The 12,458-nt window shown below is 72.2% G+C and carries 15 protein-coding genes, 1 tRNA gene and 5 pseudogenes; 13 read left to right on the top strand and 8 right to left on the bottom strand.

The annotated features are described in order from the left end of the window. The first annotated feature begins 61 nt into the window (after positions 1 to 61). The 7 genes and pseudogenes from clpS to rdgB all read left to right on the top strand — a co-directional run bounded on the left by clpS (position 62) and on the right by rdgB (position 4,165). Positions 62 to 385, top strand: coding sequence for an ATP-dependent Clp protease adapter ClpS (gene clpS / locus WKH84_RS05655; protein ID WP_341855950.1), 324 nt, complete (start codon positions 62 to 64; stop codon positions 383 to 385). Beyond that, positions 385 to 1,020 (top strand): DUF2017 family protein, encoded by a 636-nt coding sequence (locus WKH84_RS05650; RefSeq protein ID WP_341855949.1) that lies wholly within the window; start codon positions 385 to 387, stop codon positions 1,018 to 1,020. The genes clpS and WKH84_RS05650 overlap by 1 nt, the downstream gene beginning before the upstream one ends. A gap of 102 nt (positions 1,021 to 1,122) precedes the next feature. Continuing rightward, positions 1,123 to 1,936 (top strand): annotated as a pseudogene (gene murI, locus WKH84_RS05645) (glutamate racemase). Continuing rightward, a pseudogene (locus tag WKH84_RS05640) lies at positions 1,933 to 2,259 on the top strand (MBL fold metallo-hydrolase); the annotation flags it as partial. The pseudogenes murI and WKH84_RS05640, both read left to right, overlap by 4 nt. Next, positions 2,249 to 2,716, top strand: a complete 468-nt coding sequence (locus WKH84_RS05635; RefSeq protein ID WP_341855948.1) for an MBL fold metallo-hydrolase — start codon at positions 2,249 to 2,251, stop codon at positions 2,714 to 2,716. The pseudogene WKH84_RS05640 and the gene WKH84_RS05635, both read left to right, overlap by 11 nt. Positions 2,717 to 2,803: 87 nt before the next feature. Next, a pseudogene (gene rph, locus WKH84_RS05630) lies at positions 2,804 to 3,528 on the top strand (ribonuclease PH). Further along, positions 3,525 to 4,165 (top strand): annotated as a pseudogene (gene rdgB / locus WKH84_RS05625) (RdgB/HAM1 family non-canonical purine NTP pyrophosphatase). Before rph ends, rdgB begins: the two co-directional pseudogenes overlap by 4 nt. Positions 4,166 to 4,520: 355 nt before the next feature. On the opposite strand, the pseudogene WKH84_RS05620 reads toward rdgB, so the two are convergent. After that, positions 4,521 to 5,064, bottom strand: a pseudogene (locus WKH84_RS05620) (DUF4916 domain-containing protein). Next, on the bottom strand, positions 5,061 to 5,747 hold the full coding sequence (locus WKH84_RS05615; RefSeq protein ID WP_341855947.1) for a histidine phosphatase family protein: 687 nt from the start codon (positions 5,745 to 5,747) through the stop codon (positions 5,061 to 5,063). Before WKH84_RS05615 ends, WKH84_RS05620 begins: the two are co-directional and overlap by 4 nt. 253 nt (positions 5,748 to 6,000) lie before the next feature. Here WKH84_RS05615 and WKH84_RS05610 point away from each other — a divergent pair, with 253 nt between their 5' ends. After that, positions 6,001 to 6,354 carry a hypothetical protein gene (locus WKH84_RS05610; protein ID WP_341855946.1) on the top strand — a complete coding sequence of 118 codons (354 nt, stop codon included), beginning with the start codon at positions 6,001 to 6,003 and terminating at the stop codon, positions 6,352 to 6,354. Positions 6,355 to 6,557: 203 nt separating this feature from the next. Here WKH84_RS05610 and WKH84_RS05605 read toward each other — a convergent pair whose 3' ends face one another. The 5 genes from WKH84_RS05605 to WKH84_RS05585 form a co-directional block, all read right to left on the bottom strand. Beyond that, a complete protein-coding gene (locus WKH84_RS05605; RefSeq protein WP_341855945.1) occupies positions 6,558 to 6,887 on the bottom strand; it encodes a hypothetical protein in 330 nt (109 codons plus the stop codon). Then, the gene (locus tag WKH84_RS05600; protein ID WP_341855944.1) at positions 6,884 to 7,075 is read right to left on the bottom strand and encodes a hypothetical protein; all 192 of its coding nucleotides are present in this window, start codon (positions 7,073 to 7,075) and stop codon (positions 6,884 to 6,886) included. The genes WKH84_RS05605 and WKH84_RS05600 overlap by 4 nt, the downstream gene beginning before the upstream one ends. 38 nt (positions 7,076 to 7,113) lie before the next feature. Continuing rightward, positions 7,114 to 7,449, bottom strand: coding sequence for a hypothetical protein (locus WKH84_RS05595; RefSeq protein WP_341855943.1), 336 nt, complete (start codon positions 7,447 to 7,449; stop codon positions 7,114 to 7,116). Next, complete coding sequence (locus WKH84_RS05590) at positions 7,446 to 7,652, bottom strand: hypothetical protein (protein WP_341855942.1); 207 nt, start codon at positions 7,650 to 7,652, stop codon at positions 7,446 to 7,448. The genes WKH84_RS05595 and WKH84_RS05590 overlap by 4 nt, the downstream gene beginning before the upstream one ends. 126 nt (positions 7,653 to 7,778) lie before the next feature. Continuing rightward, a tRNA-Leu gene (locus tag WKH84_RS05585) sits at positions 7,779 to 7,860 on the bottom strand. Between the two features lie 162 nt (positions 7,861 to 8,022). Between WKH84_RS05585 and WKH84_RS05580 the strand changes: the two genes are divergently transcribed. The 5 genes from WKH84_RS05580 to WKH84_RS05560 all read left to right on the top strand — a co-directional run bounded on the left by WKH84_RS05580 (position 8,023) and on the right by WKH84_RS05560 (position 10,970). Next, positions 8,023 to 8,778 carry an SDR family oxidoreductase gene (locus WKH84_RS05580; RefSeq protein ID WP_341855941.1) on the top strand — a complete coding sequence of 252 codons (756 nt, stop codon included), beginning with the start codon at positions 8,023 to 8,025 and terminating at the stop codon, positions 8,776 to 8,778. A gap of 68 nt (positions 8,779 to 8,846) precedes the next feature. Beyond that, entirely contained in the window at positions 8,847 to 9,209 is a 363-nt protein-coding gene (locus WKH84_RS05575) for a hypothetical protein (protein ID WP_341855940.1), read from the top strand. After that, the gene (locus tag WKH84_RS05570; RefSeq protein ID WP_341855939.1) at positions 9,206 to 9,877 is read left to right on the top strand and encodes a hypothetical protein; all 672 of its coding nucleotides are present in this window, start codon (positions 9,206 to 9,208) and stop codon (positions 9,875 to 9,877) included. The genes WKH84_RS05575 and WKH84_RS05570 overlap by 4 nt, the downstream gene beginning before the upstream one ends. Further along, positions 9,874 to 10,356, top strand: coding sequence for a GNAT family N-acetyltransferase (locus WKH84_RS05565; protein WP_341855938.1), 483 nt, complete (start codon positions 9,874 to 9,876; stop codon positions 10,354 to 10,356). Before WKH84_RS05570 ends, WKH84_RS05565 begins: the two co-directional genes overlap by 4 nt. Before the next feature lie 29 nt (positions 10,357 to 10,385). Further along, positions 10,386 to 10,970 (top strand): sugar O-acetyltransferase, encoded by a 585-nt coding sequence (locus tag WKH84_RS05560; protein WP_341855937.1) that lies wholly within the window; start codon positions 10,386 to 10,388, stop codon positions 10,968 to 10,970. A gap of 125 nt (positions 10,971 to 11,095) precedes the next feature. Here WKH84_RS05560 and WKH84_RS05555 read toward each other — a convergent pair whose 3' ends face one another. Further along, on the bottom strand, positions 11,096 to 11,992 hold the full coding sequence (locus WKH84_RS05555) for an NAD(P)-dependent oxidoreductase (protein WP_341855936.1): 897 nt from the start codon (positions 11,990 to 11,992) through the stop codon (positions 11,096 to 11,098). Positions 11,993 to 12,458: the final 466 nt, after the last annotated feature.

Raw genomic sequence — 12,458 nt, 5'->3', positions numbered from 1 at the left:
TAGACTCGGTGCGCCGCCCACCCGGCGCCCCGGGCAGCGGCGAGACTCAGGAGGGATGTGCATGCCGGTCGATCTGCCGCGGGCGGACCCGCGGACGCGGACCCGCACCGATGCCGCGACGGAGGAGCGCACCACGCTCGAGACCGAGGGCCCCTGGTGCACCGTGGTCTGGAACGACCCGGTGAACCTCATGAGCTACGTCGTGTTCGTCTTCCGCCGCTACTTCGGGTACTCCCGCGTGGTCGCCGAGCGGCTGATGATGCAGGTCCACGAGGAGGGCCGCGCGATCGTCTCCCGCGGCTCGCGCGAGAAGGCGGAGACCGACGTGCAGGCCATGCACTCCTTCGGACTGCAGTCCACGATCGAGAAGGCGGGGGAGGGCTGATGGCGCATGCGTTCCGACGCCGACCCGACGGCTCCCTCGCCTGCCGCCTCGACGGCGAGGAGAAGGCGATCATCGCTCAGGTCGCCCAGGAGACCGCGGACCTGATCCGCGGGGACCTCGGCATCGACCAGGGCGGGGACGCGGCGCGCCGCGCCGCCGAGAGCGAGGACCCGCTGCGCCGGCTCGAGGCCGAGTTCGCCGGCCGCGAGGCCCGCACCCCCTCGGACTCCGCCGTGCGGCGCCTGTTCCCCGCGGCGTCGGAGGACCCGGCGCTCGCCGAGGAGTACCGACGCCTGGGCCAGCGCGATCTGGCCGACGCGAAGCTCGCCGACCTCCGCCGCGTGATGAGGATCCTCGACGCGGCCGGGGAGGACACAGCGAGGTGGTCCTGGACGAGGACGAGGCGATGTCGATGCTTGCGCGCACTGAACGACGTGCGGATCGTGCTCGCCGACCGGCTCGGCCTGCGGCGCGACGGCGACTTCGACACCGTCCGGATGCTCCAGCAGATCGGCGAGCGGGTCGAGGGTGCGGGCTCCACCGGCGACGAGGAGCACGTCGGCTCCGACATCGTCATCGCGGTGTACGAGTCGCTGAGCTGGCTCCAGGAGAGCCTGCTGCGAGCCCTGGACTGACGGGTCGTCCGGTCGCGTGCCGGGTGTGGACGAACTGTGAAACGGCACGCAGTGAGCGCGCCGTCACTGCCCTGGACATCTGTCCGCACTAGCCTTGCCGGGATGAACAACGCGCCGATCGGGATGTTCGACTCCGGGGTGGGCGGCCTGACGGTCGCCCGCGCCGTGCTGGATCAGCTGCCGCAGGAGGAGTCGCTCTACATCGGCGACACCGAGCACGGGCCCTACGGCCCCCGCCCGATCGCCGAGGTGCGCTCGCTGGCGCTGGAGATCATGGACCATCTCGTCGAGCACGGCGTGAAGATGCTCGTGATCGCCTGCAACACCGCGTCGGCCGCCGTCGCGCGCGATGCGCGCGAACGCTACGACGTGCCGGTCATCGAGGTGATCCAGCCGGCCGTGCGCCGCGCCGTCGCCGCGACCCGCAACGGGAGGGTCGGCGTGATCGCCACCCAGGGCACCGTCACCTCCCGCGCCTACGAGGACGCCTTCGCCGCGGCCCCCCAGCTCGACCTGATCACCCAGGCCTGCCCCCGCTTCGTCGAGTTCGTCGAGAACGGCGTGGTCAGCGGGTGGGAGGTGCTCGAGGTGGCCGAGGAGTACCTCGCTCCGGTGCGCGAGGCGGGCGTGGACACGCTCGTGCTCGGTCGCACCCACTACCCGATGCTCGCCGGTCCTATCAGCTACCTGATGGGTCCGGACGTCACCCTCGTCTCCTCCGCGGAGGAGACGGCGCTGGACGTGTTCCGCCAGCCGCACGCCGCGGACGCCCTGCGCGAGACCGACCGCTCCCCGCGGCACGTCTTCTCCCAGACCGCCGAGGGCCGCGGCGGCGAGCAGTTCGCGGCCGCTCTCGCGCCGCTTCCTCGGCCCCACCCTGGACATGACCGGCTCGCTGCCGGTGGTGAGCGCATGAGGGTCCACGTCATCGGTCGCTGCGGCGGCTTCGCCGGCCCCGAGGGTGCCGCCTCCAGCTACCTCCTCGAGCACGAGGACGAGGCGGGACGCACCTGGCGGGTGCTGATGGACCTCGGCTCCGGCGCCTTCGGGCCGCTGCAGAGCGTGATCGACCCCGCCGATCTCGACGCGGTGATCATCTCCCACCTCCACCCCGACCACTACCTCGACCTCACCGGTCTCGAGGTGTTCTGGGCCTACCACTCCCGCACGGACCTGGGCCAGTTGCCGATCCACGCCCCGGCCCCGGCCGCCGGACCGGCTCTCCGCGGTGCTCAGCCGCGAGGGGAACGTGCCCGACGGAGTGACCTGCTCCCCGTTCGAGCACCACCCGCTCTCCGACGGGCACCGCTTCACGATCGGGCCCTTCTCGATCGAGACCCGCGCCGTGCGGCACCCGGTGGAGGCCTACGGCTTCCGCATCACCGCGGGCGACGCCGTCCTCGCCTACTCCGGCGACACCGACGAGTGCGAGGCGCTGGACGACCTGGCACGCGGCACGGACCTGTTCCTGTGCGAGGCCGGCTACATCGAGGGCCGCGACGACCGCTTCACCGGCGTGCACCTGACCGGGCGCCGCGCCGGGGAGGCCGCCGCCCGCGCCGGGGTGGGCCATCTCGCGCTCACCCACATCCCGGCCTGGACCGATCCGGCGATCCCGCTCGCGGAGGCGCAGGAGGTCCACTCGGGCCCGATCACGATGGTCCGCTCGGCCGATATCCTCGAGGTGACCGCCTGACCCACACTGAGGAGGCGGCTCCCGTGAGCCCCCAGACCGAGACCTTCGTCGGCGACCGCGTCGACGGCCGCACCCCCGACCAGGGAGGTGCGCATCACCCGGGGCTGGCAGGACCAGGCCGAGGTGCGCATCACCCGGGGCTGGCAGGACCAGGCCGAGGGCGCGCGCTGATCGAGTTCGGCCGCACCCGTGTGCTGTGCACCGCGTCCTTCACCGAGGGCGTGCCGCGGTGGAAGAAGGGCTCCGGCTCCGGCTGGGTCACCGCCGAGTACGCGATGCCGCCGCGGGCCACGAACACCCGCTCCCCGCGCGAGAGCGTGAAGGGGAAGATCGGCGGGCGCACCCACGAGATCTCCCGCCTCATCGGCCGCTCCCTGCGCGCCGTGATCGACCTCGACGCCCTCGGCGAGAACACCATCCAGCTCGACTGCGACGTGCTCCAGGCCGACGGCGGCACCCGCACCGCCGCGATCACCGGCGCCTACGTGGCGCTGGCCGATGCGGTCTCCTGGGCGAAGCGCCACACCGATCTGCCTGCCGCGTCCGAGGTGCTCACCGACACGGTCAGCGCCATCAGCGTCGGCATCGTCGAGGGACGGCCGCCGCTGGACCTCGAGTACCGCGAGGACGTCACCGCCGACACCGACATGAACGTCGTGGTCACCGGCACCGGAGGCTTCGTCGAGGTGCAGGGCACCGCCGAGGGCACCCCCTTCGACCGCGCCGAGCTCGGCACCCTGCTGGACCTCGCGACCACCGGGCGCGCACGCCTGGCCGAGATCCAGCGCGACGTGCTGGCCGCGCAGGCATGAGCGCCGCCTCCGGGGTCTTCCCCGCCGGGGCGCGGGTCATCCTCGCCTCCCACAACGCGAAGAAGCTCCGCGAGCTGCAGCGGATCCTCGCCGCGGCCGTGCCCGGCCTCGCCCCTGAGCAGGTGATCTCCTCCGCCGGGATCGCGGCGCCCGATGTGGTCGAGGACGAGGTGAGCTTCGAGGGGAACGCCCTGCTGAAGGCCCGCTCCGCCGCGTCGGCGACCGGGTCGCGCTCGCCGTCGCCGACGACTCGGGCCTGGCCGTCGACGTGCTCGGCGGCGCCCCGGGCATCTTCTCGGCCCGCTGGTCGGGCCGTCACGGCGACGACGAGGCGAACAACGACCTGCTGCTCGCCCAGCTCTCCGACGTGCCCGACGAGCATCGCGGCGCCCGCTTCGTCTGCGCGGCGGCGCTCGTCGGCCCGGACGGCGCCGAGCACGTCGAGCGCGGCGAGATGACCGGTACGCTGCTGCGGGAGCGACGCGGCGAGGGCGGCTTCGGCTACGACCCGCTGTTCCTGCCCGATGGCGAGGAGCTCACCTCCGCCGAGCTCACCGCCGAGGCGAAGGACGCGATCTCCCACCGCGGGAAGGCGTTCCGCGCGATCGCCCCGCACGTCGCCCGCCTGCTGGGCTGAGCCCCGGGCCCCGGCCCGGGCGGCACCGGCCCCACCCTGGCCGGCCCACCCGGCCCCGACCCGCCCTGGCCGACACCGAGCGCTGCGCAGCTGGACCGCCACGACTGCCTGATGGCGGTCCAGATGCGACCCTCGGCGGATTCACGGCGATGCCGCGGCGGCGCCATGGCGGTCCGCTGCGGCGGCTGCGATCATCTCGCGCATCGAGTGGCAGATCTCGACCGGATTCATCGAGCTGATCCGGTCGAGATCTGCCACTCGATCACGTCGAGGGGGCCGCGGCTCGAGTGAGGCCGGGCGGGGCCAGCGGGGCCGAGCAGGGTCCCAGGACGGGCGGCTGCTCAGACGATGCCGCTCAGGCGGCGCCCATGTACGCCAGCGCCCGGCGCACCAGCAGGTCGCGGCCACCGTCCATCTCGTCGAGCGGGGAGGAGTCACCCAGCGGCTCGTCCACCCCGAACCAGGACAGCTCCAGAGCGTCCTCCTGCGGGGCGGTCTCCCCGTCGATCGGGACCACGTAGGCCAGCGAGATCGCGTGCTGGCGCGGGTCGTGGAAGGGGGAGACGCCGGGCGTGGGGAAGTACTCCGCGACCGTGAACGGGACGGGGGAGACGGGGACGCGCGGCATCGCCATCGTCCCGAGGTCCTTCTCGACGTGGCGGGCGATCGCCTCGCGCGGCGTCTCGTGGATCAGCACCCGGCCGGAGACGATCGAACGCACGATCTGGCCGGCGCCCGAGGCGCGCGAGCAGCGACCCCACCTCGGCCACGGCCCCGTCCACGTCAGTGCGCACCGGCACCACGTCGACGTAGGTGATCGGCAGGTGACGGCGCAGGTCGGAGATGCGCTCCGGATCGAACCAGGAGCCCTCGGAGTCCACGGCGGTGCGGTCGCTCATGCGTTCCCTCCCGGGATCGGTGCGGTGGTGACGGCGCCCATGGCGCCGGCGGTGGTGTGCGGCGCGAGCCGCGCCTTGTCGACGATGAAGCGGGGGTTCTGCGCCCGGGTGGGCACCTCGACGGCGTGGTCGACCTGTTCGCCGGCGATCATCCGCACCCGCCAGGTGGTGTCCTCGAGCTCGATCAGCGACAGCGTCGCGTTCGGGATCGAGGGCGCGGGCGCTCGATGATGCCCGAGAGCAGGAAGCGGATCAGGGTGCCGTGCGCGACCAGCGAGCACCTTCTGGCCGGGGTAGCGGGTCTCGAGGTCCTCGAGCGCGTCGTAGCCGCGGTCGGCGACGGCCTGATGGTCCTCGCGGCCCGGGAACGAACGACCCGGATAGCGGGCCTCCATCTCCTCGACGGGCTGTCCCTCGGCCGCGCCCCAGTCGATCTCGACCAGCCGCGGCTCCGTGCCGCCGAAGGGGATGCCGTGGTCCTCGCCGATGATGCGCCCGGTCTGCTCGGCGCGGCGCAGCGGCGAGGTGATGACCACGTCCCAGTCCACGGCGGGCGACCGGTCGAAGGCGGCGTGAGCCTGCGCGATCCCGGTGTCGTTCAGCGGGATGTCCGAGGACCCCTGGAAGAGGTTCTGCAGGTTGAAGTCCGTCTGTCCGTGGCGGACGAGCCCGAACAGGGTCATGGGGCGCTCTCCTCGATCTCGAGCCGTGTGCGGTCGCAGGCCGAGGCTATCGCGTGGGGCTCCGAGGACGTGCATGGTCGACCCTGACGAGACTGGACCAGCCGGCCGACGATCCGGGCGGCCCGTTGGTCAGAGGGCGGCGAGCGCCTCCGCAACGGTCTCGTACCGGGCCCCGGTGCGGTGCACGCCGTCGTAGGCGAGCCGCCCGTCGAGAGCGGGGGTGAGGTCGAGCATAGTCGCTCCGGCCCTCTCGGTGACGGCCTCGAGCGCGGTGTTCGTCGCGGTGACGTCGCCCCACTCCAGCGGCGGCAGGGAAAACGACCAGCTCGGCGCCCGGGGCGGCGACCTCGACGGCCGCGAGGAGCTCGCCTATGTCCTGCCCAGCGTCGTCCGTGGTCCGCTCGTGCAGGACGTCGTTCGATCCCGCCCAGACAATCACCCGCTCCGCATCGCCGTGGACAGTGTCGGGCACCGTGGCGGTGACCTCGTCGAGGAGCATGCCGCCCTGGCCCCGCACGGCGACTGGGGCATCGAGCACCTCTTACCAGAGCCCCGTTCGATCTGGGAATCACCGATCAGCACCGTGGCCTCGCCCCGAGTCCGGTGAACCGCTCGGGAGCGTAGACCTCGAAGGCCGGTCGCCATTCGTCGACGATTCCCAGGTCTTCCACGACTGGACGGGCTCCGCGTTCGGTGAGGTACCAGCCACCGGCCGCGAGCAGGGCGAGGTTCAGCGACAGGGGGGACTGATGCGCGGGTAGGTGTCACATGATCTGTGGCGCTGAGAAGCGTTGCAGGGAAGGATGTGCATCATGCTCGCTCCCTACCCCCAGGAGTTCCGTGACGACGTCGTTCGCGTCGCGAGCAACCGCGAACCTGGCCAGAAGCTCTCACGGATTGCTGTTGGGCAAGCGCGACGACGCCGAGCGCGGTGGCGATCGTGGCGATGACGGCCTGCGGGATGCCGAACAGGTAAGGGATCGCCTGGTACGACATGCCGGTGCGCTCCAGCAAGAAAGGGAGAGCGGGGCTGAGTGTCTGGGCGCCGAGACCGGCGAGGAGAAGCAGGATCCCCAACGCGAGCGAGGCGATGCCGACGGGGTTTCCCCGGCGCGGCGTGCCGGGCGCGGTGATGGTCATGCGTTCTTCTTGTGCTTCTGGATCGTCGCCCAGAAGACGGGTGCCTCGACCTTCTCGCCCGTGCTAGGCCCAGCTTGCTGCTCGAGCTCGTCCGCGATCGCTTCGACGTCGTAGTCCAGCGCGGACGTCTGTGCGTCGCCGCTCGCGATGGTGGCGTTGATGTACTTGATCAGGCTGTCTCGGTCCATGCTCACTCCTGGTCGGCAGTGCAGTGGGGCGATCGTACTCACCGCCGGGCGGGGTCCGCCTCCCTCCACCATCCACGCCTCGTCGTAGCGGCGCGCGCAGGCCGGGGCCGGGCGGCGCGGAGGTCGACGTGCTCGAGCGACCACACGAGGTCGTGCGCGTCGAGCTCGGCGCGGCGTCCGACCCAGTCGGCGGAGTCAATCAGCGGCTCGTCGTCGCCGGCACGGACCCGGATCGAATGCTCAGGAAGGGCCGGATCGAGCTCGGAGTGGGCGACATCGATCCGGGGGCCGATGAGTGCGAGCCGGTACCGGATCGCGATGCCGTGGATCGTCTGCACGGCGCGCTGGTGCGCGAGGTAGAGCTCGTGGCTCACGCGGGTTCCATCCAGCCCGGGTCCTGCGACCCGTCGCCCTCCTCGAGGATCCCGCGGATCGAGAAGTGGACGAGCTCGCCGTTCGGTGCGACTCGGGTCTCGAGCGGCTCGTCGGCAGTGACGAGGTGTCCTCGCCGAGCCGCGGCGGTGACGCGTCGGTCGATCTCCCGCTCGAGGTCTCGGAGCCAGTCTTTCATGATCATGCCGCCATGGTGGGGGAGGGGTAGGACAGACCTACCCGGAGGGGCGATGTGCCCAATCCGTGCCCACCTCACCCCCGAAGGGCCCAACGGTGACCCTTCGATGCTGGTCACAGCCAGAAGCATGCGTGCGCGAGAAGGGACTCGAACCCTCACGCCCTCGGGCACTGGAACCTAAATCCAGCGCGTCTGCCAATTCCGCCACTCGCGCGCCGGGCCAGCCTAGCTGGCGCGTCGCGGTGCGCCCGAACCGGCTCGTCGACGTGCTCCGGTAGGCTCGGACGGTCGGAGGCGCACGCCCGGACCGGTCCCGGTCGGCACAGCGCGCCCCACCTTTCACGGACACCGATCCCCGACCTCTCAGGAGTTCCCCATGAGCGCCCTCGCAGGCAAGACCGCCGTCGTCACCGGATCCTCGCGCGGGGTCGGTGCGGCCACCGCGAAGCCGCTCGCCGCTGAGGGCGCGAACGTCGTGATCAACTACCGCCAGAAGGCGCCGCGGGCGAACAAGGTCGTCGCCGAGATCGAGGCCGCGGGCGGCAAGGCCGTCGCCGTGGGTGCGGACCTCACCACGGCCGAGGGCCTCGAGGCGCTCATGTCTGCCGCGATCGAGAGCTTCGGCGGGCTCGACCTGCTGGTGCTGAACGCGTCCGGCGGCATGGAGAAGGACCTCGGCGAGGACTACGCCATGCGCCTGAACCGCGATGCGCAGGTCGCCGCGCTCGAGGCCGGCCTCGCGCATCTGCCCGCGGGCGGTCGCGTCGTGTTCGTGACCAGCCACCAGGCCCACTTCATCGACGACGTCGAGACCATGCCCGAGTACGAGCAGGTCGCCCGCTCCAAGCGCGCCGGCGAGACCGCCCTGACCGAGCGCCTCCCGGAGATGCGCGATAAGGGCGTCACCTTCGTCGTCGTCTCGGGCGACATGATCGAGGGCACCGTCACGGCGACGCCGCTGGACCGCGCGCGTCCGGGCGCCCTCGAGCGGCGCCGCGAGGCGGCCGGGAAGCTGTACTCGGTCGAGGAGTTCGCGGCCGAGGTCGCGAAGATGGCGACGGCCGACGTGGAGACCGGGCACGTGGAGCTCGTCGGCGGCGCCGACGACTTCCTGGCCCGCACCAAGGGCTGATCGTCCGACCCGTACCCTCGATCACGATACGATCTGCACAGCAGACCCTGATCAACCCGGAGGCAGTGGTGGCAGACAAGAAGAGCCTGGACGACATGCGCGACGAGGCCTATCGGCGTCAGGACAACCTCGCGTCCGACATCGATGAGCTGATCGACCGCGTGAACCCGAAGAACGCCGTGACCCGCTGGAAGAACGAGCTCGTCGGCTCGGTCAAGGGTTTTTCGTCCGCCGGTGACGAAAAGTCCGACTCGACCCTTCCTGTGGTCGTGGGCGGCGTCATCGGCGTGGTCGTGCTCGGCGCGGGCATCGCGGTGCTGGTCGCCCGCTCGCGGCGCGAGCCGACGCGGGGCGAGAAGGTCGCCGCGGCCATGAAGGAAGCGCGACGCGCGACACCGAGCGCTCCGCGAAGAAGGCCGCGAAGTCCGTGAAGAAGTCCTCGCTGCCCCGCTCCAAGGGGGCGGAGAAGCAGGCCGCCGAGCTCGGCGCGATCCTGCAGGAGGCCGCGAAGCGGGCCGAGAAGAAGGTCGCCGCCGCCGGCGCTGACACCCGGCCGAGAGGCATCGACGGCGCCCCGGACCCCGAGCGGGTCCGGGGCGCCGTCGCGTCCGCGCTCGCTCGGACCGTCCGGTCGGGGCTCAGTCCACCTGACCGTCGAGGTAGAGCCACATCCCGTCCTCGCGCACGAAGCGGGAGAGCTCGTCTTCGCACGGACCGGCCGTGGGGCCCCTTCGAGATCGCAGTGAACTCCACCGTCCCCGCATCGTCGAAGGGCCCGCCGGCCGAGGCCCGGTGGATCTCGAGCCGCAGCCAGCGCACCTCCACGGCGAGCGAGGCGGCGAGATCCTCCCGCGAGGGGGCGGTGGTGGGGTGCCAGCGCGCGCAGGTGCTCCAGGTCCCGCACGGCGAAGGCGGTGTACCGCGAGCGCATCAGCGCCACGGCGGTCGGGGCACGACGCTCGCCGCGCGCGACGGGCCCGCGGCAGGCGCCGAGCACGTCACCGCTCCCGCAGGGGCGGCGGGCGTCGTCGGGCAGGGGAGCGGGGGAGTTGGCCATGGTCCCAGTATCGCCGTCGGACCTGGCAGGATCGCCCCATGACCGATCGTGACCCCGACAGCCCCGCCGCCGGCGCCGACGACGGGCCCGGCGCCGCCGGCCCGGCCGCACTCCCTGACGGCTACCGCCTGGAGCACGCCGCACCGAGGAGCGAGGAGTACGTCCGTCTGCGCGAGATCGCGGGGCTCAGCCCCCGCACCCCGGAGCAGGCGGCCGGCGCACTCGAGAACAGCTGGGCCTGGACCACGATCCGCACCGCCGACGGCGGCCTCGCCGCCATGGGCCGCACCCTCGGCGACGGCACCTGGTACTTCCACCTCGCCGACATCGCCACCGACCCCGACCATCAGCGTCGCGGCCTCGGGCGGGCCGTGATGGAGGACCTCATCGACCGGATCGAGCGGGCCGCGCCCCCGCATCCGTACATCAGCCTGCTCGCCGATCCGCCGGGACAGCGCCTCTACCGCTCCCTCGGCTTCGTCGACGCGGACCCCAGCCTCGGCATGCGCCTGCCCCGCTGAGCGCCGCGCAGGTTCCCTATCCTGGGACGATGAAGCGCTTCGAGATCGACGAGAACGACCCCCGCGCCCCGCTCGAGCGGATGCTCGCCGGGGACTGGTACCGCGCCGACGACCCCGAGATCCAGGCCGCGTACCGCCACGCGCTGGAGGAGTCCGACCGCTTCGGCCGTGAGTACCCCGCCGACCCCGACGGGGCGCAGGAGATCCTCCGCGAGCCGCTGGGGACCCTCGGCGAGGGCGCGCACGTGCGCGCGCCGCTGCAGGTGGACTACGGCGACCGTCTCCACATCGGGGCGGGCACCTTCGTGAACTTCGGGCTGACGGCCCTGGACGTCGTGGACATCCGCATCGGCCGCAGCCGCCAGCTCGGCCCGAACATCCAGCCGCTCACCCCGATCCACCCGCTGGAGCCCGGGCCGCGCCGGGACGGCTGGGAGGCGGCGGAGCCGATCACCATCGGCGACAACGTCTGGATCGGCGGGGGAGCGATCATCATGCCAGGCGTGACCATCGGCGAGGACTCCGTGATCGGGGCGGGGTCCGTGGTCACCCGCGACGTCCCGGCGCGCGACCTCGCCGTCGGCGGCCCCGCGAAGGTGATCCGCGAGCTCTGAGCGGTCGGTCCGGTCGGCGTCGGCGACGGCGCGATCAGGCGCTGGTCGGCGGGAGGATCAGGCGTTGGTCGGCGCGCGATCGCGCTGCTGCCCATGCGCTTCTGCCGACGACCGCGCCCGCGCGCTCAGCGGCGCGACCAGCCCTTCGTCGACGGGCCCACCGTCGGCCGCCATCCGGTCTCGGACATGAACCGCACCGAGGAGACGCGCAGCGAGCGCCGCCGCACCTCGAGCCGGGTGCCGACGATCGCCTGCGTGATCTCGGGGTAGAACTTTGCCGGCGTCTCGACCCCGGCCTCCATCGCGAGATCCTTCGCCCAGCGGCCGCGGGTGATCGGCTCGCCGCCGACGTTGTAGAAGCCGCTGTCGGCCCGCGGCGCGGCGACGAAGGCGAGACCGGCATCGGTGTGGTGGAGCAGGGTGATGTAGTTCTCCGGCTTGCCCAGCAGGATCGGGTCGCCCTCGCGGGTGGCCTTCAGCGCATGGGTGGTCTGCGGGTCGCGGCCGAACAGCTGGCCGAGGCGCAGGACCACGGCGCCGCGGCCGGAGGTCGCGAAGTCCACCGCCGCTCGCATCTCCCGCACCCGGGGGCGGAACGCCTGGTTGCGCACGGACAGCGGCTGGTCCTCGGTGATCCAGTCGGTGCCGTTGTCCGGGTAGAGGAAGACGGAGGACTCCTGGATCAGCTTGCGCACGCCCGCGTCGGCGGCGGCCTTCGCGATCGCGACGGAGGCCTCGAGGTGGAGGCGGTCGTCCTCGCGCCAGGCGAGCGGGCGCAGGCCCGCCATGCCGACGGGCACGTGGGCGAGGGTGTTGATCACGACGTCATGGCCGCGGAAGGCGCGGGCGAGGTCGGTCGCGTCGAAGACGTCGGCGACCACGGCGGCACCGCCGCGGCCCTCGACGATCGGTACACCGGAATCGCGGCGGGTGATGCCTGTGACCTCGTGCCCGGCGGCGACGAGCGCCTCGACGGCCTCCTGACCGAGCACTCCGGTAGCACCGGTGACCGCGATCCTCACGCTGACCTCCTCCGCTGTGGGCCGTTCCCCGGCCCTCGCGCTGACTTCCTTTGGGAGGTCCGAGTCTAGGGGACCGGCGCTGGTCCCCGCGCCGCCGATGGTCTCTGTGGCTCGGGCGGCACCATCGGTCCGACGGTCTCACCTTTCACCGCATGGTCGACCTCGAGCTGTTCCCGTTCCGTGCGGAGGGAGGGATGTGGGCGGACGGTGCTGGCACCCGAGAGGCGCGTGAAGGCGTGCGAAGGTCGCGTGACGCCGCATGGAGGAGGCTCTCCGCCGCTCGCCCTTCCATTCGGTTCACGGCCTGGGCATCGTCCGCCGGTCGGCCTACGGTCGAGGGACACAAGGCTGAGCCGGCCCGAACGCTCTGGTCGCCGACGTGACGCACGTTGCGACACTGCTCGCGGACAGTGCCTCTACCGGACGTCAGTTCGCCACATGTCCGACGGCCCCACGCCTCCTCGTC

Origin of the sequence: Brachybacterium sp. GPGPB12, from assembly GCF_038396325.1 — a bacterium.
In the GTDB taxonomy this organism is placed as follows: Bacteria; Actinomycetota; Actinomycetes; order Actinomycetales; family Dermabacteraceae; genus Brachybacterium; species Brachybacterium conglomeratum.
Note: the sequence above shows the minus strand (reverse complement) of the source record. Positions and strands in the feature narration are given on the sequence as shown.